This window comes from Paracoccus sp. (in: a-proteobacteria), from assembly GCF_030538695.1.
Taxonomy (GTDB): domain Bacteria; phylum Pseudomonadota; class Alphaproteobacteria; order Rhodobacterales; family Rhodobacteraceae; genus Paracoccus.
This window is the reverse complement of sequence record NZ_JAUNTN010000008.1, coordinates 1-22442: the sequence shown is the minus strand read 5'-3', so window position 1 is coordinate 22442 and position 22442 is coordinate 1. Positions and strand designations below refer to the sequence as shown.

Annotated in this window: 20 protein-coding genes; 9 read left to right on the top strand and 11 right to left on the bottom strand. The window is 63.0% G+C overall.

Translation table 11 applies throughout. The annotated features are described in order from the left end of the window. Positions 1 to 13: 13 nt before the first annotated feature. The 3 genes from Q4G24_RS05630 to Q4G24_RS05620 are packed head-to-tail and all read right to left on the bottom strand — an operon-like array spanning position 14 to position 3816. On the bottom strand, positions 14 to 1000 hold the full coding sequence (locus tag Q4G24_RS05630) for a branched-chain amino acid ABC transporter permease (RefSeq protein WP_303365531.1): 987 nt from the start codon (positions 998 to 1000) through the stop codon (positions 14 to 16). Between the two features lie 21 nt (positions 1001 to 1021). Beyond that, entirely contained in the window at positions 1022 to 1846 is an 825-nt protein-coding gene (locus Q4G24_RS05625) for an ABC transporter ATP-binding protein (protein WP_303365530.1), read from the bottom strand. Further along, entirely contained in the window at positions 1843 to 3816 is a 1974-nt protein-coding gene (locus Q4G24_RS05620; protein WP_303365529.1) for an AMP-binding protein, read from the bottom strand. The genes Q4G24_RS05625 and Q4G24_RS05620 overlap by 4 nt, the downstream gene beginning before the upstream one ends. Before the next feature lie 203 nt (positions 3817 to 4019). Here Q4G24_RS05620 and Q4G24_RS05615 point away from each other — a divergent pair, with 203 nt between their 5' ends. The 3 genes from Q4G24_RS05615 (at position 4020) to Q4G24_RS05605 (ending at position 8345) form a co-directional block, all read left to right on the top strand. Continuing rightward, a complete protein-coding gene (locus Q4G24_RS05615; protein ID WP_303365528.1) occupies positions 4020 to 5894 on the top strand; it encodes a PAS-domain containing protein in 1875 nt (624 codons plus the stop codon). After that, positions 5887 to 6621: a response regulator transcription factor gene (locus tag Q4G24_RS05610; protein WP_303365527.1), complete on the top strand. Its 735-nt coding sequence runs from the start codon at positions 5887 to 5889 to the stop codon at positions 6619 to 6621. Before Q4G24_RS05615 ends, Q4G24_RS05610 begins: the two co-directional genes overlap by 8 nt. 86 nt (positions 6622 to 6707) lie before the next feature. Beyond that, positions 6708 to 8345, top strand: coding sequence for a long-chain fatty acid--CoA ligase (locus Q4G24_RS05605; protein ID WP_303365625.1), 1638 nt, complete (start codon positions 6708 to 6710; stop codon positions 8343 to 8345). Between the two features lie 173 nt (positions 8346 to 8518). On the opposite strand, the gene Q4G24_RS05600 is transcribed toward Q4G24_RS05605, so the two are convergent. After that, complete coding sequence (locus tag Q4G24_RS05600) at positions 8519 to 9889, bottom strand: deoxyribodipyrimidine photo-lyase (RefSeq protein WP_303365526.1); 1371 nt, start codon at positions 9887 to 9889, stop codon at positions 8519 to 8521. Next, positions 9879 to 11321 carry an aldehyde dehydrogenase family protein gene (locus Q4G24_RS05595; RefSeq protein ID WP_303365624.1) on the bottom strand — a complete coding sequence of 481 codons (1443 nt, stop codon included), beginning with the start codon at positions 11319 to 11321 and terminating at the stop codon, positions 9879 to 9881. The genes Q4G24_RS05600 and Q4G24_RS05595 overlap by 11 nt, the downstream gene beginning before the upstream one ends. Before the next feature lie 130 nt (positions 11322 to 11451). Between Q4G24_RS05595 and Q4G24_RS05590 the strand changes: the two genes are divergently transcribed. The 3 genes from Q4G24_RS05590 to Q4G24_RS05580 all read left to right on the top strand — a co-directional run bounded on the left by Q4G24_RS05590 (position 11452) and on the right by Q4G24_RS05580 (position 13670). Then, a complete protein-coding gene (locus Q4G24_RS05590) occupies positions 11452 to 12078 on the top strand; it encodes a YoaK family protein (protein WP_303365525.1) in 627 nt (208 codons plus the stop codon). Positions 12079 to 12147: 69 nt separating this feature from the next. Further along, positions 12148 to 12804 carry a peroxiredoxin gene (locus tag Q4G24_RS05585; protein WP_303365524.1) on the top strand — a complete coding sequence of 219 codons (657 nt, stop codon included), beginning with the start codon at positions 12148 to 12150 and terminating at the stop codon, positions 12802 to 12804. Continuing rightward, on the top strand, positions 12804 to 13670 hold the full coding sequence (locus Q4G24_RS05580; RefSeq protein ID WP_303365523.1) for a glycosyl transferase: 867 nt from the start codon (positions 12804 to 12806) through the stop codon (positions 13668 to 13670). The genes Q4G24_RS05585 and Q4G24_RS05580 overlap by 1 nt, the downstream gene beginning before the upstream one ends. Here Q4G24_RS05580 and Q4G24_RS05575 read toward each other — a convergent pair. The 4 genes from Q4G24_RS05575 to pnp form a co-directional block, all read right to left on the bottom strand. Beyond that, a complete protein-coding gene (locus Q4G24_RS05575) occupies positions 13655 to 14734 on the bottom strand; it encodes a rhamnan synthesis F family protein (protein ID WP_303365522.1) in 1080 nt (359 codons plus the stop codon). The two genes, Q4G24_RS05580 and Q4G24_RS05575, sit on opposite strands and share 16 nt — an antisense overlap. Next, the gene (locus tag Q4G24_RS05570; RefSeq protein WP_303365521.1) at positions 14731 to 15486 is read right to left on the bottom strand and encodes a glycosyltransferase family 25 protein; all 756 of its coding nucleotides are present in this window, start codon (positions 15484 to 15486) and stop codon (positions 14731 to 14733) included. The genes Q4G24_RS05575 and Q4G24_RS05570 overlap by 4 nt, the downstream gene beginning before the upstream one ends. Next, positions 15483 to 16169 carry a hypothetical protein gene (locus Q4G24_RS05565; RefSeq protein ID WP_303365520.1) on the bottom strand — a complete coding sequence of 229 codons (687 nt, stop codon included), beginning with the start codon at positions 16167 to 16169 and terminating at the stop codon, positions 15483 to 15485. Before Q4G24_RS05565 ends, Q4G24_RS05570 begins: the two co-directional genes overlap by 4 nt. Positions 16170 to 16235: 66 nt before the next feature. After that, a complete protein-coding gene (pnp, locus tag Q4G24_RS05560; RefSeq protein WP_303365519.1) occupies positions 16236 to 18377 on the bottom strand; it encodes a polyribonucleotide nucleotidyltransferase in 2142 nt (713 codons plus the stop codon). Positions 18378 to 18633: 256 nt separating this feature from the next. On the opposite strand from pnp, the gene Q4G24_RS05555 reads away from it, so the two are divergent. Then, the gene (locus Q4G24_RS05555; protein ID WP_303365518.1) at positions 18634 to 19689 is read left to right on the top strand and encodes a 2,3-butanediol dehydrogenase; all 1056 of its coding nucleotides are present in this window, start codon (positions 18634 to 18636) and stop codon (positions 19687 to 19689) included. A gap of 33 nt (positions 19690 to 19722) precedes the next feature. On the opposite strand, the gene Q4G24_RS05550 is transcribed toward Q4G24_RS05555, so the two are convergent. Beyond that, positions 19723 to 20040 carry a multidrug efflux SMR transporter gene (locus Q4G24_RS05550; protein WP_303365517.1) on the bottom strand — a complete coding sequence of 106 codons (318 nt, stop codon included), beginning with the start codon at positions 20038 to 20040 and terminating at the stop codon, positions 19723 to 19725. A gap of 84 nt (positions 20041 to 20124) precedes the next feature. Between Q4G24_RS05550 and Q4G24_RS05545 the strand changes: the two genes are divergently transcribed. Together Q4G24_RS05545 and Q4G24_RS05540 are read left to right on the top strand one after the other, a co-directional pair. Continuing rightward, entirely contained in the window at positions 20125 to 20688 is a 564-nt protein-coding gene (locus Q4G24_RS05545; RefSeq protein ID WP_303365516.1) for a TetR/AcrR family transcriptional regulator, read from the top strand. A 58-nt stretch (positions 20689 to 20746) separates the two neighbouring features. Next, complete coding sequence (locus Q4G24_RS05540) at positions 20747 to 21622, top strand: hypothetical protein (protein ID WP_303365515.1); 876 nt, start codon at positions 20747 to 20749, stop codon at positions 21620 to 21622. 36 nt (positions 21623 to 21658) lie between these two features. On the opposite strand, the gene Q4G24_RS05535 is transcribed toward Q4G24_RS05540, so the two are convergent. Next, on the bottom strand, positions 21659 to 21802 hold the full coding sequence (locus Q4G24_RS05535; protein ID WP_303365514.1) for a hypothetical protein: 144 nt from the start codon (positions 21800 to 21802) through the stop codon (positions 21659 to 21661). Between the last annotated feature and the right edge of the window lie 640 nt (positions 21803 to 22442).

The window sequence follows — 22442 nt, the reverse complement described above, 5'->3', positions numbered from 1 at the left end:
TCCCTTTCCAGCCTCAGACCCGCTCGATGATCTTCTCGCCGAACAGCCCTTGCGGACGGAACACGAGGAAGAGCAGCGCCAGAACATAGGCGAACCAGTTTTCAGTCGCGCCGCCGACCATCGGGCCGATGAAGAACTCGAACAGTTTCTCACCCATACCGATAATCAGCCCGCCCACGATGGCACCGGGGATCGAGGTGAACCCGCCCAGCATCAGCACCGGCAGCGCCTTCAGCGCGATCAGCGACAGGCTGAACTGGACCCCGGATTTCGTCCCCCACATGATCCCGGCAACCAGCGCCACGAAACCGGCGATCGACCAGACCATGATCCAGATGAATTGCAGGCTGATCCCCACCGACAGCGCCGCCTGCGGGTCGTCGGCCACGGCGCGCATGGCCCGGCCCTGTTTGGTGTATTGCGAGAACGCCACCAGCGAGGCCACCAGCGCCGCCGCAATCACCGCCGCCCAGATGTCCAGATTATCGACAAAGAAGCCATAGCCGAACCAGCGGTCGGTCAGCCCCTCGATCGCGTCATTCACGCCCTGCGGGATGCCCACGTCCAGCGTCTTGATGTCGGCGCCCCACATCACATCGCCCAATCCCTCAAGGAAATAGGCAAGGCCGATGGTCGCCATGAACAGGATGATCGGTTCCTGCCCGACCAGATGTTGCAGCACCAGCTTTTCGATCAGCACCGCCAGACCGACCATGACCAGCGCCGTCAGCAAAATGGCCAGCAGCGCCGGGACATTCCAGCCGAAATGGTGCAGGTTGGTGCCAAGGGCCGCGTTAATCAGATGCGCGAAAGGCACCTGCCCATTCTGGATGCCGACCAAGGTCATGGCGGCAAACAGCGCCAGCACGCCCTGCGCATAGTTGAATACGCCCGACGCCTTGAAAATCAGCACGAAGCCCAGCGCGACCAGCGCATACATGACCCCGGCCATCAGGCCGTTCAGCATGACTTCGGATGCGTAGATAAGCTGATCCATCACTTGCCCCCCCGGATGTTCGCCTTAGTCATGGGCCACCCCCAGATAGGCATCGATCACGTCCTGATTGTTGCGCACCTCGTCCGGGGTGCCGTCACCGATCTTCTTGCCGTAATCCATCACCACCACGCGGTCGGACAGGTCCATGACCACGCCCATGTCATGTTCGATCAGGGCGATGGTGGTGCCGAACTCGTCGTTCACGTCGAGGATAAAGCGGGACATATCCTCTTTTTCCTCGACATTCATGCCGGCCATGGGTTCGTCCAGCATCAGCAGCTTGGGTTCGGCAGCCAGCGCGCGGGCCAGCTCGACCCGCTTTTTCAGGCCATAGGGCAGCCGCCCCACCGGCGTCTTGCGGATGTTCTGGATTTCCAGAAAGTCGATGATTTTCTCGACCTTTTCGCGGTGTTCGTCCTCCTCACGGCTGGCCGCGCCCCACCACATCGCCTGCGACAGCAGGCCCGAGCGCATCATCGTCAACCGCCCGGTCATAATGTTGTCCAGCACCGACATGCCGTCGAACAGCGCGATGTTCTGAAAGGTGCGGGCCAGGCCCAGACGGGCGATCTGATAGGGCTTCATCGGGCCGCGGCGATAGCCTTTGAACCAGACTTCACCCTCTTGCGGGACGTAAAAGCCCGACATGACGTTCATCATGGACGATTTGCCAGCACCGTTCGGCCCGATAATCGCGCGGATTTCGCCGTCGCGGATGTCAAAGCTGATGTCCTTGATCGCCACCACACCGCCAAAGCGCAGGGTGATGTTTTTCATCTCCATCAGCACACCGCCGATCTGGCGACCGTCTGCGGTGACATAGCCTTCTGCTGCGGGATCATAGGTCATTCTGCTGCCACCTTCTGCTGAGCCGAGGGGAACACCTTTGCGTCCTCGATACGGACATCGGCCTTGATCGCGCCCTTGCGGCCGTCCTCATAGGTGACTTCGGTTTCGGTATAGACGCTGCGCGCGCCGTTATAGAGACCGTCGATCAGATCCGCGAATTTCTCGGCAATCACCGGGCGGCGCACCTTGCGGGTGCGGGTCATTTCGCCATCGTCGGCGTCCAGTTCCTTATGCAGCACAAGGAAACGGTGGATCTGACAGCCCGACAGCATCGGGTCCTGCGCCACGCTGGCGTTGACCTCCTCGACATGCTGACGAATGGTCTCATAGACCTGCGGATGCCCGGCCAGTTCCTGATAGCTGGCATAGGCGATATTGTTGCGCTCTGCCCAGTTGCCCACCGCTTGCAGGTCGATGTTGACAAAGGCCGTGCAGTAATCACGACCATTGCCGAACACCACAGCCTCAAGGATGTTGGGATAAAACTTCAGCTTGTTTTCGACATATTTCGGCGCAAACAGGCTGCCATCAGCCATTTTGCCCACATCCTTGGCGCGGTCGATGATCCGCAGATGCCCGGTGTCGGGTTCAAAGAACCCCGCATCGCCGGTCGCCACCCAGCCTTCGGCGTCCTTGGTCGAGGCCGTCGATTCCGGGTTGTTGTAATATTCGACAAAGCTGCCGGGGCTGCGATAGAACAGCTCTCCGTTATCCGCGATGCGGATTTCCACGCCGGGCGAAGGCACCCCGACCGTATCCGAGCGCACCTGCCCATCAGGCTGTTGGGCAATGAACACCGAAGCCTCGGTCTGGCCGTAAAGTTGCTTCAGGTTGATGCCAAGGCTGCGGTAGAAATCGAAAATCTCCGGCCCGATGGCCTCGCCCGCCGTATAACCTACGCGGATGCGCGAATAACCCAGCGTGTTTTTCAGCGGGCCAAAGACCAGAAACCGGCCCAGCCCATAGCGCAGCTTGTCCAGCCCGCTGACCGGGCGGCCGTCCAGCATGGCGGTGCCGACACGCTTGGCCAGCGACATATAATGCTTGAACAGCCACCGCTTGATCCGGCCCGCGTCTTCCATGCGGATCATCACATTGGTGAGCTGGCCTTCGAACACGCGCGGCGGGGCAAAGAAATAGGTCGGCCCGATCTCGCGCAGGTCGGTCATCATCGTGTCGGGGCTTTCCGGGCAGTTCACGGTAAAGCCCGCCACCATCGCCTGCCCCATGGAAAAGATGAAATCCCCCACCCATGCCATCGGCAGATAGGCCAGAACCTCATCATTATGGTTCAGCTTGTCGAACGCCACGGAGGAAGCCGAGGTCGTCAGAATATTGCGGTTCGACAGCACCACGCCCTTGGGCTTGCCGGTCGTGCCGCTGGTGTAAAGCATCACACAGGTGTCATCCAGCCCAAGCGCCGCCGTGCGGGCGTCCAGCTCGGCGCCGAAACGCTGCTCCGCCGCGCGGCCTTCGGTGGCGATATGTTCCAAAGCGTTCATGCGGGTGTGGTCGTATTTCCGCATCCCGCGCTTGTCGGTATACAGGATCTGCTCGATAGCGGGGGCGCGGTCGCCCACCTCCAGCACCTTATCGACCTGTTCCTGATCGCCGCACAGCACGAAACGCGCGCCGCAATGATCCAGCACATAGGCCATCTCGTCGGCCACGGCGTCCTGATACAGCGGCACCGGCACCGCGCCACACATCTGCGCAGCCACCATGGTCATGTAATGTGCCGGGCGGTTGCGCCCGATCACCGCCAGATGGTCGCCCGGACGCAAGCCCAAAGCCAGCAGCCCCAGCGCAATGTCACGGGTTTCCCGCGCCGCTTGCGCCCAGGTCCAGCTTTGCCAGATTCCGAACTCTTTCTCACGATAGGCGGGACGGTTGCCGTAAATATCCGCATTGCGCGCCAGCGCAGCGGGGATCGACGGCAGCACGGCCCCTTGGGTCGGCTGAGTCTGCATGTTTCCTCCCTCTTGGCGCGGACCTTTCCGGGCCAATGCCACGGCAACCCCCTCAAGCCACCGCGACAAGAGCAGATTTGCGGCTGATTCTTGCGGCGGTTTTGCCAGAATCTAACGAATTGTTACAAAGGCGATGAATTGTGCCTAACCTGCGCTTTCCCCCCGCGCGTCAGGCTGTTAGCAATTCGGACAGGGGGGAATGGATGGACACAGCCGCACGCCATGCTGAACTGACACAATCGGGGCTGAACCTGATTGCGCAGGCGATTTCGATTTTCGACGCCGATCTGCGGCTGGCGGTGGCGAACCAGCCCTTTGCCGATCTGTTCGCCCTGCCCGACGACCTGACCCGCCCCGGTACCAGCTTTGAAGCCATCATCCGCCACATGGTCGAGCGCGGCGAATATGGCCCGCAACCCGACCCCGAAGCCGCCATTCGCCTGCGTGTCGATCAGGCCCGCCATTTCCAGCCGCATTATCTGGAACGCACACGCCCCGATGGCCGGGTAATCTCGGTCGAGGGCGCCCCTCTGGCGCAGGGTGGCTGGATTGCGGTTTACACCGACATCACCCAGATCAAGGCGCAGGAGGCGCTGCTGCGGGCGCGGGCGTCCGAGGCGTCCGAGCAACTTCTGGCCCATGCCGAACGGCTGTCCGCCGCCAACCGCCAGCTTGCCGCCACCAATGCCGCGCTGGCCGAGGCGCAGCGCATCGCCAGCGCATCCGAAGCCCGTGTGCGCGAGATTACCGGCATGGTCCCGGCCCATATCGCGCATATGGACCGCGACTATAATTATACGTTTTCCAACCGCCAGATTGGCGCGGTGTTCCCCTCAGCCGGGCCAGATGTGGTCGGTCTGCCCGGCGATCAGGTGTTGGGCAGCGACACATTCGCCCGTATCCGCCCGCATATGGATGCCGCGATGGACGGCCAGCCGCAGGTGTTCGAGATCACCGACGCGCCATCAGGCCGCCGTATCCGCATCGCGCTGACCCCGGACGGGACCGGCAGCGGGGTCTATATCCTGTCCACCGATGTCACCGCCGAGGTGCAGTCCCGCGAAACCATCGCGCAGACCGCCCGGCGCAGCCTTGCGGCGCAAATGACCAGCGGGCTGGCGCATGATTTTGGCAATCTGCTGACCATCATCCTTGGCCTGCAAGGGCGACTGGCGGCGGCTGATCTGCCGCCCGAGGCCGCCGCCGATGTCGCCGCCACGCTGGCCGCCGCCCAGCGCGGGGCGGCACTTCTGGACCGGATCAACGACCTGACCGCGCCGCATCACGACCATATGCAGCCGGTCGATCTGTCGGCTCTGCTGGACGGGCTGGCGGCGATGGCGCGGCCTTCGCTTGGTGCCGGGATCACGCTTGAACTACACGCGGAACTGCCGCCGGGTCAGGTGATGCTGGACGACGGCGCATTACAGGACACGCTGCTGAACCTGCTGCTGAACGCCCGCGACGCGATGGGCGACAGCGGGCGCATCACCCTGACCGCACGGCTGTTCGGGGACTGGCTGGAAATCCGGGTCAAAGACACCGGCCCCGGCTTTTCCGAGGCTGCCCTGAAGCGCGGGCTGGAGCCGTTCTTTACCACCAAGGGCGGGCAAGGTTCGGGCCTTGGACTGGCAACCGTCTATGATTCGGTCAAGGCGGCGGGCGGGCTGATCCGGCTGGACAATGGCCCGGCGGGTTCCGGCATCGGCGCAAGGGTGCGGCTGCTGCTGCCTTATCGCCCGGTCAAGCCGCGCCTGATCCTGCTGGCCGAGGACGACCCCGACATCCGCGCCACCACGCGCAAGATGCTGACCGCCATGGGCCATGCGGTGATCGAGGCTGCCTCGCTGGCCGAGGCGCAGGCGCTGGCCGATCTGCCGGACCTGTCCGCAATCCTGTCCGACCTGCAACTGGGTGACGGCTCGGGCGCAGATCTGGCGGGTGGGCTGCCCCTGCTGCTGATGACCGCCCTGCCTGCCAATGCCCCCGAACGCGCCACCCTGCCTGCGCCCGTGCTGCAAAAGCCGCTGGATACAGGCCGCCTTGCCCTTGCCCTGAACGAGCTGTTCCATGACTGACGCCCTGCCACCCAATGCCCCGCTGATCGCCATTCTGGATGACGAGGCCCAGATCCGCCGCCTGCTGGCCGATGCGCTGGAAACTGCGGGCTTTCGCACCATCGGCTTTGGCCGCGCGACCGAGTTCGAGGCCGGGCTGCGCCGCATGACCCCTGATGCCATCCTGATCGACCTTGGCCTGCCCGACCGTGACGGGCTGGCACTGGTGCATCGGCTGGCCAGCGAAACCGGCGCGGCGGTGATTATCATTTCCGGTCGGGCGCAGGTGCAGGACCGCGTGACCGGGCTGGAGCTGGGGGCAGATGACTATATCACCAAACCCTTTGACCCCGCCGAAGTCGTCGCCCGCATCCGCGCCCGCCTGCGCCGCCCCGCCAGCCCCAGCGCGGGCCGGGGCAGGCGCGCCCGGTTCGAGGGCTGGCAGGCCGATTTCGACAGCTACACCCTGACCGCCCCCGCCCCTGATGGCCCTGACGACATTACACCGCTGTCCCATGCCGAGGCCGAAATGCTGCGCCTGTTCCTTGATGCGCCCCGCAGGCTGATTACCCGCGCCCAGATGCAGGAAACCCTTGGCGGCGCGGGCGGCGAGGCGTTTGACCGCGCCATGGATGTCCGCATCTCGCGCCTGCGCGGCAAGCTGCGCGAAGACCCGAAAAACCCCGCGCTGATCAAGACCATCTATGGTGCAGGCTATATCTTTCTGGCCGAAGTCACGTGGGAATAATCCCGCGAATGTGACATAATACCGCGCTGGACACTGGCAGCACATGGCTCCATGATCGCCTTCCGAAACTGAGGGGGGACGCCATGCTGCTTGGCCGCATGATGCACAAACAACTGCTTATCAGCAGCCTGATCGAACATGCCGAAATGTATCACGGCCCGACCGAAATCGTCTCGGGCGCAACCGAAGGCGGGTTCGACCGCACCACATGGGGCGAGCTTGGCCAGAACGCCCGCCGCCTGGCCTCGGCGCTGACGGCGCGGGGGATGGAACCGGGCGACCGCATCGGCACCGTGGCCTGGAACAACTATCGCCACCTGCAACTGTATTTCGGCGTTCCCGGCGCGGGGCTGGTCTGCCACACGCTGAACCCACGGCTGGCACCGGAACAGATGGTCTATATCATCAACCACGCCAAGGACCGGATGCTGTTCATCGACGCGACTTTCGTGCCGCTGATCGCCAAAATCCGCGACCAGTTGCCAACCGTCCGCGCCGTGGTGCTGATGGGGCCGCGCGATGAGGCCGCCGCCGCACAGATCGACGGGCTGCTGTTCCACGACGAACTGCTGGCCGAGGGCGACCCCGCCTATCAATGGCCCGAGGTTGACGAAACCGCGCCCTCCTCGCTGTGCTATACCTCTGGCACGACCGGCAACCCAAAGGGCGTGCTTTATACCCACCGATCCACGCTGCTGCACGCGCTGGTCGGCAATCAGGCCGAAGGCTTTGCCGTCACCGCCAGCGATACGGTGATGCCGGTGGTACCGATGTTCCACGTCAACGCATGGGGAACGCCCTATATGGCCGCCACCACCGGATCGCGACTGGTGCTGCCCGGCCCGCGTCTGGATGGTGAATCGCTTGCGCGGCTGATCGAGGCCGAGCGCGTCACCGTCTCCGCAGGCGTCCCGACGATCTGGATGGGCCTGCTGTCCGGCATCGAATCGACCGGGGCGGATGTGTCCTCGATGAAACGCACCGTGGTTGGCGGCTCGGCACTGCCGCCGTCGATGCGCGCGGCTTTCCGCGACCGCCACGGGATCGAACTGATCCACGCCTGGGGCATGACCGAAACCAGCCCGCTTGGCACGATGAACTTCCCGCTGGCCAAACATGCCGATCTGCCCGCCGAACAGGCCGACCTGATCCGGCAGGGGCAAGGCCGCCCGCTGCTTGGGGTGCAACTGCGGCTGATGGACGCCGAAGGCCACCGCCTGCCGCATGACGGCGAAACGCAGGGCGAGTTGCAGATCAGGGGCCACTGGATCGTGGACACCTATTTCATGCAGGAAAAAACCGCACTGACCTATGATGGCTGGTTCGACACCGGCGACATCGCCACCATCGACCCGGACGGTTTCATGGTGATCCGCGACCGGTCCAAGGACATCATCAAATCCGGCGGCGAATGGATTTCCACGGTCGAGCTGGAAAATATCGCCATCGCCCATCCCAAGGTCGCCAATGCCGCCGCCATCGCCGCACGGCATCCGAAATGGGACGAACGCCCGGTGCTGATTGTCCAGCGCCGCCCGCAATCCGGGCTGGAGGAAGCCGAGCTGCTGGCCTTTTACAGCGGCAAGGTGCCGACATGGCAGGTGCCTGACAAGGTAATCTTCGTCGAAACCCTGCCACTTGGCGCAACGGGCAAGGTGGTCAAGGCCGACCTGCGTGCCGAATATGGCGATGTGCTATGGCCCGAGGAAGGCCGCGGCATCTGAGGCACGCGCGGGTATCTGCACAACAGATGGCACCACGAAAGGTCAAATCCTGTCGTGGTGCCTTGTCTTTTGCCCGCTAGGCCGCAACCCGAACCAGCCCCGTACGCAGCAAGGCGCATCCGCTGGCTTTCTTCTTCATATAAATATCCATTCAACAGCGCCCACAAAGCCTGTCAGCGGGCTTTGCGCGCTGCCTCATAGGCCACCAGCGCCCGCCCCTCAGCCAGCCCAATGACCAGGCAGGCGGGGCGGATCAGCGGATCGGGCCAGCTTCGCGGCACCGCAGCGGCAAAGGCGGCAGCCCCTTTGCCCCGCAGCCAGTAATCCCGATAGCGCGCCTTTGGGTCAAACTTCTCCGCCTGCGTGTCGGGGTTAAAGATGCGAAAGAACGGGGCGGCATCCGGGCCGCTGCCCGCCACCCATTGCCAGTTCATCGCATTGCTGGCCGGGTCCAGATCGGTCAGCGTATCCGCAAACCAGTCCAGCCCCACGCGCCAGTCCGTCAGCAGGCGCTTGGTCAGATAGCTTGCGACGACCATCCGCACCCGATTGTGCATCTTGCCGGTGGCGTAAAGCTGGCGCATCCCGGCATCGACCAGATCAACGCCGGTCTGGCCGCGCCGCCATGCCTCGGCATCGGCATTGTCGCCGCGCCAGGGAAACCCGGCCCAATCCGGGTTCCACGCCACCCCAGCCATATCCGGCGCATGGTGAAACAGGTCACGGGCAAAGTCGCGCCATGCCAGTTCCCGCAGGAACGGCTCGGCTGCCGGGTTGCCCTCAACCATCGCCTGCCGCCCGGCCTGCCAGATCTGGCGGGCGCTGATCTCGCCCACTGCCAAAGCATCAGACAGACCAGAGCAGGCATCCGGCAGGTCGGGCCGGTCCCGGTCCTGCGCATAGCCGGTCATGGTCAGAAACACCGCCAGCCGGTCCCGCGCCGCCGCCTCGCCCGCCGCTGTGACCCCGGCCAGCACTGACGCCCCCCGGTTCATCGCCCGGTCCAGCCCCCATACCTCGGGCGGCACGCCCTGCACCGGCAACCCGTGCAGGCGCGGGGCCGGGATCGGCGGGGCAATGTCCTGCTGCCGCAGCGCCTGCCAGAACGGGGTAAAACGGCGATACCCCCCGCCCTGCCCGGTCCGCAGCCGCCCCGGCGGCAACAGCCAGTTGCCGGGATGCACGACCAGCCGCAGACCGGGCCGCTCGACCGCAGCCGGATCGACACGAAAGAACGGCAGGGCGCTGTTCAGGTGAATCTCATCCGCCCTCAACCGCTCCGCAAGCGCCAGCATATCGCCGCGCCCATGCAGCACGACCAAGGGCGCAACCCCGGCCAGATCGCGCGACAGCGCCGCCAGCGCCTGCCCGATACGCCAGCGGGCGGCAGCCCCTTGCGGCGCATCCTCCAGCAGAAAAACCGGGACCACGCGGCCCCGGCTTGCCGCGGCACTTAGCGCCGGGTTATCACTCAGCCGCAGGTCGCGGCCCAGCCAGACCAGCGAGACTGCTTCCCCAGCCGGCCCGCTGCTGTCAGGTGTCACGATCCCAGCCGCTGATCTGCTTGCTGTCCATGAACTCTTCCAGCCCCATGACGCCGCCTTCACGCGCCCGACCCGAAGCCTTGACCCCGCCGAACGCGCTGCCACGCCCGCGCGATTCGCCATTCATCTCGACCATGCCCGACCGCAAGGCGCGGGCCAGACGGTTACGGCGCGCGCCGTCCTGCGTCTGAACGTAATTGGTCAGGCCATAGATGGTGTCATTGGCAATCGCCAGCGCCTCATCCTCGCTGTCAAAGGCCATGATCGACAGCACCGGGCCAAAGATCTCCTGCCGCGCGATGGTCATATCCGGGGTCACATCGGCAAAGACAGTCGGGCGCACGAAATAGCCGCGATTGACGCCTTCGGGCAGGCCGGGACCGCCTGCGACCAGCCGCGCGCCTTCGTCAATGCCGGTCTGGATCAGATCCTGAATCCGGTCCCATTGCTGCTTGCTGACCACCGGGCCGATATGCTTGCCCGGCTGGTGGGCGCTGGCAACCGCCGTTTCCTGCGCCACCCGCGCCGCCGTTTCCACCGCCTTGTCATAGGCCGGGCGCTGAACCAGCATCCGGGTCGGCGCGTTGCAGGACTGGCCGCTGTTATAGAAACAATGCCGCGCCCCGCGCACCACCGCCTTGTCGTCGGCATCGGCAAAGATCAGGTTCGCCCCTTTGCCGCCAAGCTCCAGCGCGACCTTTTTCACCGTATCCGCCGCCGCCTTGGTGATCGCAATGCCCGCGCGGGTCGAGCCGGTGAACGAAATCATATCCACATCCGGGTGTGTGGAAAGCTGCGTGCCGACCCCCGGCCCGTCGCCGTTGACCATGTTGTAAACCCCGGCGGGCAGGCCCGCCTCATCCACGATCTCGGTAAAGACGATGCTGGACAAAGGCGCGATTTCAGACGGTTTCAGCACCACCGTATCGCCTGCCAAAAGCGCCGGAATCACCTTGAGCGTGACCTGATTCATCGGCCAGTTCCAAGGCGTTATCAGCCCGACCACCCCGACAGGTTCCCATGCCACCATACTGGTGGGCGCGTGATCGCCAAGCGGGCGGATAAATTGGAAATCCTTGAAAGCGTCGATGAACACCTGCGTGTGCCAGATGCCTGCATCCGCCTGATCATTCAGCGACATATCACGCGGCGCACCCATTTCAGCGGTGATCGCATCGGCCATATCCTGCTGGCGGCGCTTGTAGATGTCCAAAATCCGCTGAACCGCTGCCAGTCGCTCCGCCGGGGGTGTTGCCGCCCATGCCGGAAAGGCTGCCTTGGCCGCCGCAACTGCTGCGTCCGTATCCGCCTGATCGCCAAGCGAGATCACCGCCACGGCTTCTTCGGTCGAGGGGTCGATGACCTCCAGATCGCGCGCCTGCGCCGGGTTGACCCATGCGCCGTTGATATAGAATTGCCGCTTGTCCGCCAGTTGCGCCATAGTGGCCCTCCGTTCGCATCCTGTTGCGCAATGGTTGCACCAGCCCGCCCCGGCTGCAACCGCTTTGCTTGACCCGGATGCGGTTTTGCCACCAGATCAACCAAACGAACAAGGTGCGCATATGCCCGAACATCAGACCCGCCGGATCGTTCAGGCCGCTGTTATGACAGCATTGGCAGGTTATGCCGATGCCATCGGATATGCGCAAAGCACCAGCCTTTTCGTATCCTTTATGAGCGGCAACAGCACCAGCTTTGGCGCTGCGCTTGTTGCGGGGGATCATCATATGGCGCTGATCCTGTCCGCCGTCATATTGGCCTTTGTCTGCGGTGCCATTCTTGGGGGCGTGCTGACGGCCCTGTGCCTGCGGCCATCGCGCCCTGTCCTGACTGCTCAGATCGTGATTCTGACTGTTGCCGCTGTCACACTGGCGACGCAAGATCCGGTGCCCGGGCTGATCGTTCTGGCGCTGGCCATGGGGTTGCAAAACAGTCTGGCCTTTACCCTGCGCGGCGCGGGGCTTGGTAAATCCTTTGTCACCGGGTCACTGGTCGGTTTTGGTCAGGGGCTTGGCCGCGCCATCATGGCACGACGGCTGGAACAGGGGGTGCTGCTGGACGGGCTGTGGTGGCTGATCTTTATTGCGGGAGTTGTCGCGGGCAGTATCGCAGCACATGCGCTGGGTGCGGCCGCTTCTGTCGCATTGGCAATAGCGCCCGTGTTCATTCTGTATTTGGCCGAAACATAGATCAGATTACTCTGGCACGGGCGGCAACAATCCCTATCTTTGCGCCAGGAAACCATAGAGGAGCGCAAAATGTCCCTGCGCATCAATGATATTGCCCCGGATTTCACCGTCCAGACCTCGGAAGGCACGCTGAACCTGCATGAGTTCATCGGCGACAACTATGCCATCATCTTCAGCCACCCGCGCGATTTCACCCCCGTCTGCACGACCGAGTTCGGCGCCGTGGCCCGGCTGGCACCCGAGTTCGAGAAGCGCGGCACCAAGGTCATCGGTGTATCGGTGGACAGCGCCGAGGATCACCGCAAATGGAAGCGCGACATCGAGGCTTTCGCGCAGGCCCCGGCCAATTTCCCGATCATCGACGACACCGACCTGACCGTGGCCAAGGCTTATGACATGCTGCCCGCCGAGGCTTACCTGCCCGATGGCCGCACCCCGGCGCATACGGCAACGGTGCGCAGCGTGTTCATCATCGGGCCGGATAAAAAGGTGCGGCTGACGCTGACCTATCCGATGTCGGTCGGGCGCAATTTTGCCGAAATCCTGCGGGCGCTGGATGCGATCCGGGCAACCGATGGCGTGCCTATCGCCACCCCCGCCGACTGGCAGCCGGGTCAGGATGTGATTGCGGCACTGTCGCTGGACGATGCGGCAGCCGAGGCGCGGTTCGGCAAGATCGACAAGAAACTGCCCTATCTGCGCTTTGTGAAAGACCCGAACGCCTGATGCACCATTCCGACCGCCCCCTGTCGCGCAAGCTGGTCCGCCTTGGCGCGATGGCTTTGGGGCGGTCGCGGGCGCATCGTCAGGATCTGTGGCCCGGCCTGCACATCGACCGGGCCAGCGGGCAGGTGACATGGCGGGGACGCGATCTGCTGACCCTGCAACCTGCCGCACAGATCATGCCGCGCCGGGATCTGCTGGCAGTGGTCGGCTCGGGCCCCTCGCTGAAGGATCAGCACATCGAGGCGCTGGACGGCTGCGCGATCCTGTGCAACGGCGCGGCCTCGCTGGCCGGGCGCATCCGCCCGCTGGCCGTCGCGGTCGAGGATGAACGCTTTGTCTTTCGCCACCATGCCATGCTGGCGGCGCTGTCGCCCGAAATCCCCCTGCTGTTGTCCCCTGCCGCATTGCGGGCATGGGCGGAACGGGGAACCGAACCGCTGCAAGACCGGGCGGTGGCGCTGATCGACAATCTGGCCAAGCCCGTGAACCTGCCGCGCCGCAAGCTGTCAGACCCGGCGCTGTCACCCGTGCTGATCCGCAAATCTGGCGCGGCCCTGTCCATCAACCCGGATCAGGGCGTGGTGATTACCGGCACCGTGGCCTTTTCCGCGCTGCAATTCGCGCTGGCCGCCGGACCGGATGCGATCCTTCTGGCCGGGATCGACCTGACCAATGACAGCCAGCCGCGCTTTTACGAGGGGGCCGACACCGCCCCTTCGGGCCTGTCCAGCGGGCTGGACCGTATCCTTGCCGGTTTCGCACTGGCCCGTGCGCTTGCCGAACGTCGCGGCATCCGGCTGACCTGCGCTTCGCCGGTATCGGCCCTGCTGTCGATCGGCTATCCCCACGATCAGCGGCTGGGTTGATCCCAGCCCGCGACCTCGGCCCGGACCGACGGGTAATAGCCCGCATCCAGCCCAAGCTGGTGCAAAGCCGCCCGCTGCACCACAAACCCCGGCCCGCGACCCTTTTTCAGAAACGACACCCCCAGCTTTTCCAGCAACAGAGGATGCGCCGCGGAATAAGAATTGTTGACCTTACGCGCCTGCACCAGCGCCTCGATCTGCGGGCGGATTTGTGCGAAAGGCTGACCGGTTTCCACCAGCGGGCGCAGGCGGTCGGCATCCTTTGGGTCGGTTGCGATCAGATAATCCACAACCATACGCAAGTCCGCATCATCCAACGCCAGAATCGCCTGAATCAGATCGGCGCGGGTGTGGATACTGTCCACATTAAACCCATGCTTCTGGAAATGCCCGGTCAGCTTACGTTCATAGCGGCGGATCACGGCGCGTTTGTTGTCAATCAGCGACATGTCCTGCCAATAGCGCCGGAACTGGTCTGACGCGACCAGCCGCCCGCTGAAACGAAAGAAATAGGATTGCAGATGATCCCAACGGTCGCCACGCGGGGCGCAGTTGCGAAACAGCCCGAACATATCCGCAGATGAAGCCCTTGCGTGGGCAATCGCGTCGCAATCCTCGCGCAGCGGGAACCACATGCTGTCATTCATCACATAAAGCGCCTGCGGGGTCAGACCCTGTTCCAGAATGGTCAGGATACCTTCACGATAGCCGCCGAAATCATAGCCGGAATTAGGCCGCTGAATCACCAGATGCGCCCGCGCCCGCAGCCGGTCCAGATCAGCAGGCGACAGCGGCAGGTTCGACACCACCACCGGCGCAACCCCTTGGCCCACCAGCCAGTCCAGCGTGAACAACGTCGAATCCAGCATCCCGTCCGGCTGATAGATCAGCAGCACCGCCATTTCCGGCGCAGCGGACAGCTCGCCCCGCACCCGCATCACCAGCCGGTCGCGCTGGCGGTCATAGCGACGGCGCAGCAAAGGCCCGCGCCACCACCATTGCAAGCTGTCAAGCTGTTCGCGCAGCCGTTGGGTTTCCTTATTCCAGACGCGGGCCAGGTTCATGCTTTGGCTCTGGGGCTGTATTTCCAGCGCAGCGCGATCAGCTTGTCGACCAGCAAACGCCGCTGTTTCAGCAGCCCATACAGCGGGTGCCGCCCGGCGCTGCTGCGGCGGGCCGGACCGGATTCATTGGCGATCAGGCTTTCCGCCCCGGTGGTCGTCACCAGACCGGGCCAGACCGCCAGCCCACGCCCGCGCCGGGTCTGCCAATGCCGAAAGTAATTATCGACCGGCGCGAAAATCCGGTCATGCGCCTGAACAAATGCCTCTGCCCCTTGCCGCGACCAGATCAGGCCGGTGGTGGTCATCGGGAAATAATGCGCATCGGTCAGCGCATAGCGGCCAAAGCCGAAAATCGGCGTGTAAATCCGATGCTTGTTCGCACCAAGGTTCACCAGATCCCACCCCTCCAGCCGGTCCAGCCCGGCCAGAAGTTCCTCCAACGCCCCGGCAAAACCGGCGGGCAGTTGCATATCATCCTCAAGCACCATCGCGCGGGTGGCGCCGCTGTCCAGCATCCGCCGCGCACAATCCAGATGGCTCAGGTAGCAACCAATTTCACCACCCCGCAGCGGACGGCCCATGTAATTCAGCGCCGCACCGGCGTCATAATCAGGAAACTGATCCGGGGTCAGCCCGCGCCCGTCAAAGGCCGGAACGCGGGTAAAGCCGATCCCCTCTGCGGCCAATTGCGCAGTTGCGCTGGAAAGACGGTCATCGCTGCCATCAAGGTTAATCAGATAGGTGTCGATCACGCCCGCCCCCGCAGCCAGTTCTTGATAGATTTGAAGATCGTCTTTTTCGGCGGCTCAACCCCGCGATCCTCTCCGATATGGTGGCAGGCGGGCGGCAACAGAAATGCCGCGAACCGCCCCTGCCCCCGCATATGACGCGAGATATGGCGTTCCTTGGCAAAGCCGGAAAAGCCACCCAAACGCTGCCATTCATCGCGCCGGATCAGATGCGGGTTCAGCGTATAGCCGTGCCATTGCTGATGCAGCCCGTCCAACCGCTGAAAACCGATACCAGCGCGGGTCTCGGTGACGATCAGAGCGCGGTCGGCATCAGACAGCGGCATATCGCCGGTATCGCGGAAACAGACCTGCACAATCTCGGAACCGTCGTTCAGCAGGCGCAGCGCATCCGGCAGAAAATCGGTGCGGGTAAAGGCCCAGTCATCCTCGCAATGAAAGATAAACGGCGTCGTTACCTGCTGATACAGCACATCGACGGCGGGGTGATGGCCCAACCGATGCCCCGGCCCGACAATCCGGCCATGCGGGCAAAGCTGATGGAACATCGCATTGGTTTCGGCATCACCAAAATCATTGATCGCCAGAACCGGCAGATCCCGTAGCGAACCAAGCGATTCCAGCGTCTGCCGCAGCAGATCAGGACGCCGCCCGATGGTCAGGCAAAGGGTTATCAGGTCGCGCATCATCCCCCCGACATGACTGCGGCCCCGATCCGGGGACCGGGGCCGCAGATAGCACAGAAGCCGGACTTATTCAGCCGATTCTTCTTTGACCTCGACGATTTCTGCGCCGGTTTCCTGATCGACCATCTTCATGCCAAGGCGCACCTTGCCGCGATCATCAAAGCCTAGCAGCTTGACCTTGACTTCCTGACCCTCTTTCAGAACGTCCGAAGGGTGGTTCAGGCGCTTGTTGGCAATCTGGCTGACGTGAACCAGACCGTCGCGCTTGCCAAAGAAGTTCACGAAAGCACCAAAATCGACCAGCTTCACCACCTTGCCGGTGTAGATCTGGCCTTCTTCCGGCTCTGCCACGATCGACCAGATCATGTCATAGGCCTTCTTGATCGAATCGGCATTGGCCGAGGCGATCTTGATGGTGCCGTCGTCGTTGATGTCCACTTTCGCGCCCGAGGTTTCCACGATCTCGCGGATGACCTTGCCGCCCGAGCCGATCACTTCGCGGATCTTGTCGGTCGGAATGGTCATGGTCTCGATGCGCGGGGCATGGGCAGAGAACTCGCTCCGGCCTTCGGTCAGGGCTTTGCCCATCTCGCCCAGAATGTGCATCCGGCCCTCTTTGGCCTGCGCGAGCGCCTGCTCCATGATTTCCGGGGTGATCCCGGCAACCTTGATGTCCATTTGCAGGCTGGTGATGCCGTCGGCGGTGCCTGCAACCTTGAAGTCCATGTCGCCCAGGTGGTCTTCATCCCCCAGAATGTCGGTCAGAACCGCCCATTTGCCGTCATCTTCCAGAATCAGGCCCATGGCGACACCGGCGACCGGCGCTTTCAGCGGCACGCCCGCATCCATCATCGACAGCGAGCCACCGCAGACCGACGCCATCGAGGATGAGCCGTTCGATTCGGTGATCTCGGACACGACGCGGATGGTATAGGGGAAGTCGGTCGCCGCAGGCAACACCGCTTGCAGCGCGCGCCATGCCAGCTTGCCATGGCCGATCTCGCGGCGGCCGGGGCTGCCGACGCGGCCAACCTCGCCCACCGAATAGGGGGGGAAGTTGTAATGCAGCAGGAAGTTCGACCGCGAATTGCCATGCAGCGCGTCGATGATCTGTTCGTCGTCGCCGGTGCCAAGCGTGGTCACGACCAGCGCCTGCGTTTCGCCGCGGGTGAACAGAGACGAACCATGCGTACGCGGCAGGACGCCCACTTCGCTGTCGATGGCGCGGACGGTGCGGGTATCGCGGCCGTCGATGCGCGCACCGCCGGAAATGATGTCACCGCGCAGAATGCCCGATTCCAGCTTTTTCAGCGCCGAACCAAGGTTCGCATCTGCCAGTTCTTCTTCGGTCAGGCCCGCCTTGATCTTGGCCTTGGCGGCCTCGATGGCATCGTGACGCTCGCCCTTGTCGCGGATCGCGTAAGCGGCGCGCATATCGGCCCCACCCAGATCGTTGACGCGGGCGGACAGCGCGGAATAATCCGGCGACTGGAAGTTGAACGGCTCTTTCGCGGCGACTTCGGCCAGGTCGATAATCAGGTCGATCACCGGCTGCATCGCCTCATGGCCGAACTTGACCGCGCCCAGCATCTCGGCCTCGGTCAGCTCATAGGCTTCGGATTCGACCATCATCACGGCGTCTTTGGTGCCCGCAACGACCAGATCAAGGCGCTGTTCCGGGTTGCCGCGCAGGTTGTCCATGTCCTGAACCTCGGGGTTCAGGATATATTCGCCATTGGCGAAACCGACGCGGGCGGCACCGATCGGGCCGCGGAACGGCACGCCCGAAATGGTCAGCGCAGCGGATGCGGCGATCATCGCCACGATGTCGGGATCATTGACCAGATCATGCGACAGCACGGTGCACATGACCAGAACTTCGTTCTTGAAGCCCGGCACGAACAGCGGACGGCAGGGACGGTCGATCAGGCGGGCGGTCAGCGTCTCTTTTTCGGACGGGCGCGCCTCGCGCTTGAAGAAACCACCGGGGATCTTGCCGGCGGCATAGTATTTTTCCTGATAATGCACGGTCAGCGGGAAGAAATCCTGCCCCGGCTTGGGTTCCTTGGCGAAGGTCACGTTGGCCATGACGCTGGTTTCGCCCAGCGTGGCGATCACGCTGCCATCCGCCTGACGGGCAACCTTGCCCGTTTCCAGCGTCAGCGTTTCCTGACCCCACTGGATAGATTTTTTCACTTCTTCGAACATACGTTTTCCTCTGGGCGCGATGCCAGCCCTCTGGCCGCGCCGTGTCATATGGCGACCCCATTGCCGCCTTTGCCCCTATCCTTTGCATAAGGCCGGGGGCGGGCCTCACGTCACAGATGCCGGGGGCTTACAGGAAAATGACATCTTTGGCCAGTAAAATGGCAAACCACGCCGAAATCTGATACAGGTCAAAGACAGACTGGTTGATATCGCTAACATACGCATAACGGCAATCCACAGCACAAGGAATCAGACGATGAAAGCCGCACGCTGGTATAAAGCCAAGGACATCCGGGTCGAGGATGTCGCAGAACCCGCCCCCGGTCCGGGTCAGGTCAAGATCAAGGTGAAATGGACGGGGATTTGTGGCAGCGACCTGCACGAATATCTGGCCGGGCCGATTTTCGTGCCAGTCACGGCCCCGCACCCGGTCAGCGGTGATGTCGCCCCGATCATCATGGGTCACGAATTTTCCGGCGAGGTCGCGGAACTGGGCGAAGGCGTGACGCGGCTGGCCGTCGGTGATCGCGTGGTGGTCGAACCGATCCTTGCCTGCGGCGAATGCGATTCCTGCCGCCACGGCAAATATAACACCTGCGACAAGCTGGGTTTCCACGGCCTGTCCGGCGGCGGCGGCGGCTTTTCGGCCTATACCACCGTGGGCGAACGCTGGGTCCACAAGATGCCCGAAGGGCTGTCCTTTGAACAGGGCGCGCTGGTCGAACCTGCCGCCGTGGCGCTGCACGCCATCCGCGTCTCCAACCTGAAACCGGGCGGCACAGCGGCGGTGTTCGGGGCCGGTCCCATCGGGCTGCTGCTGATCGAATCGCTGCGCATCGCCGGGGCGACCGATATTCATGTGGTCGAATTGTCGGAACAGCGCGGGCAAAAAGCGCTGGAACTGGGCGCGACCACGATCATCAACCCCGCCAAAGAAGACGCCGTGGCCCGCATCCGCGAACTGACCCCCGGCGGCGTCGATGTCGCCTTCGAGGTCACAGGCGTGCCGGCCGTCCTGCAACAATGCGTGGATTGCACCCGGTATGAGGGCGAAACCGTGATCGTTTCCATTTGGGAAAAAGAGGCATCGTTCCAGCCCAATACCGTGGTGCTGAAAGAACGCAGCATGAAAGGCACCATCGCCTATCGCGACGTGTTCCCCGCCGTGATGCAACTGATGACGCAGGGTTGGTATTCGGCGGACAGGCTGGTGACGAAACGCATCCGGATCGACGACATCGTGGACGAAGGGTTCGAGGCGCTGGTCAAGGAAAAGACCCAGATCAAGATTCTGGTTCAGGCCCCGGAATAAACGGATCGGGCGCCCTGCGGGGCGCCCTTTCCCTTAATGTGCCAGTTTCAGCGTAACGACCCCGGCGATAATCAACAGCACCCCGGCATAGCGCATCAGGCTGCTGGCATCGCCAAACAACATCACCCCAACCGCAAACGTCCCTGCCGCACCAATGCCGGTCCAGATCGCATAGGCGGTTCCCATCGGGATCTCGCGCTGCGCGAGCCACAGCATGAAACCGCTGGCCGCCATGAACGCGACCGCCATCAGCACCCCTTGCCAGCGCGTGCCGGGCGTCTGCGCCAGCTTCAGCCCGACCGGCCAGCCGATTTCCAGCAGACCCGCCACCACCAGATAAAACCAAGCCATTTCCTGCTCCATCAACGCTCAGCGCATTTCAATACAATTGTATTTTTACTTGTCAAGAAAAAGATACAAGCGTATTGAAATACCATGACCAAACCAAAGCAAATCGACCGAAATGCCGTTCTGGACGCTGCCGAAGCCGTCATTCAGCGTGACGGTCCCGCTGCGCTGACCATTGATGCGGTGGCGAAACAGGCGGGGATCACCAAAGGCGGGGTGCAGTCCTGTTTTGGCACCAAGGACGGGCTGCTGCGGGCGATGTTTCACCGCTGGCTGGACGAACATCAGGCCCGGCTGGATCAGGTCGCCCAAGGCACCGACCGGACGGCCCGCATCCGCGCCCATATCCGCACCACCGTGGAAACGGAACTGACCGACGACCAGCGCAGCACCGCCCTGCTGGCCGCGCTGATCCAGAATGACGATCTGCGGGCCGAACAACGCGACTGGTATCGCAGCATCATTGGGCAGGGTGACGCGCAGACCGAGGGGGACAAGCTGCTGCGGCTGGCCTTTCTGGCGGCCGAAGGGTTGTTCTATCTGACCCATCTGGGCATCGCTGACCTGTCTGAGACCACCCGCAGACAGGCGGGCGCGGATATTCTGACGCTGCTGCAAGGTGCTGAGCCGATAAAACAACCCTTGCCGTAACGGAACTTTTCCTGCCGCCGGGCCGTTCCCCCGCATCAATTGCAGCAGGAACGCCACAATGACCAATCATCACGACAACGAAGGTTTCGCCCACGACCTGCCCGCCCTGATCGGACGGCGCGGGCTGCTGGCGCTGCTTGGCGCAGGGGCGGTCAGCCTGTCAGCCCCCGCGCGGGCGCTGGCATCTTGCGTGGCGTTGCCTTGGGAAACCGCAGGCCCCTATCCGGCAGATGGCAGCAACAGCCGCAGCGGTCAGGTCATCAATGTGCTGACCGAAGCCGGGGTGATCCGCGATGATCTGCGCGCCTCGTTCAACGGCAAGAGCGGCGTGGCCGAAGGCGTGCCGCTGGTTCTGGAACTGACGCTGCTGAACGCCGATGGCTGCACGCCGCTGGCGGGCCATGCGGTCTATCTGTGGCATTGCGATGCAACCGGGCTGTATTCCCTCTATGATCTGCCGGACCAGAACTTCCTGCGCGGCGTTGCTGTGACGGACGATCAGGGCAAGCTGCGGGTTACGACCATCGTGCCGGGCTGCTATGATGGGCGCTGGCCGCATATCCATTTCGAGGTTTTCGAGACCGCCGAAGCCGCCGTCAGCGGTCAGGCCAGCCTGCTGACCGCACAAATTGCGCTACCGCAGGATCAGGCCGCGGCGGTTTACGCGCAGGACGCCCATTATTCCAACGGCACCGCCAATCTGGCGCGGATCACCATCCCGACGGATAACGTATTCGGTGACAACACCGAAGCCCAGATCACCCAACAAACGCTGGTCATGCAGGGCGACACCCAGTCGGGCTATCTTGGAACGGTGACGGTTCCGGTCGATTTCAATGCCGACCGCACGGTGCAGATGGCACCGCCTCCGGGTGGGATGCCCCCCGGTGGGCCGGGCAACCCACCCCCAGGCAGCAAACCGCCCTCGAATTAAGGTTAACGCCCGCAGCCAGTGCTGCGGGCGTTTCCGTCATGCCTGCGGGGCGCGGTATTCGCCACGCTCGGGCGTCATCAGGCTGACCACGACAATGGCGATCAGTGCCGCGACTGTTATGACAATGCGCTGGCCGAAACGATCGATGGGTTCCTCAAGACCTAGACCATCTAGGGTCATGTTCGTAGCGCAGCTTCGAAGCCGTCGAATGCGCCGGCCCTCAAATGGGTCAATTGATTCAACAATCACCGTTTGCTAGAGTACATTGGAAACATCGCGCCCGCCGAAGCCGAGGCGAACTTCTGCGCCATTCTGAACGATGAACGCATAGCCGCGTAACTAACTGAGGTCAGCCTTTGGAAAATCCGGTGCGGTTCATACTGAAGGCACCGGTCGCCCGTCAGTATGTCGCGGTTGGTCCGATCTGGCGAAAGCTGCTTTGACAGCCCCAATGCTCGCGTCAGGACCAAGGACAGTCCCGGCGCAAACAGCGAAAGCCATGATCAGACGCCAGCTCGTTCTCGGAGACAAGATTGGCGACGCCGCAATCATACATATTCTCGATCTCTATCCAAGTGAGGCACCTCCAGAGTTCTATTATGAAGCGTACCTCTAAAAATTGCTACCTCAGGACGGAGCGTCAGCCCTCATCTCCGGCGGTATCGCACTAGCGGTGTTTCATCGCGAATCTAGGTGATGCTGATCACCGCTATCGCACTTTATGGCATCATTTTGGCATTATCGATTTCTTTACTTGCTTTGTTCGCTGACCTGCCCCCCTTTGTTCCCTCGTTTATAACGAGAGTCTGCGGGTTTTATT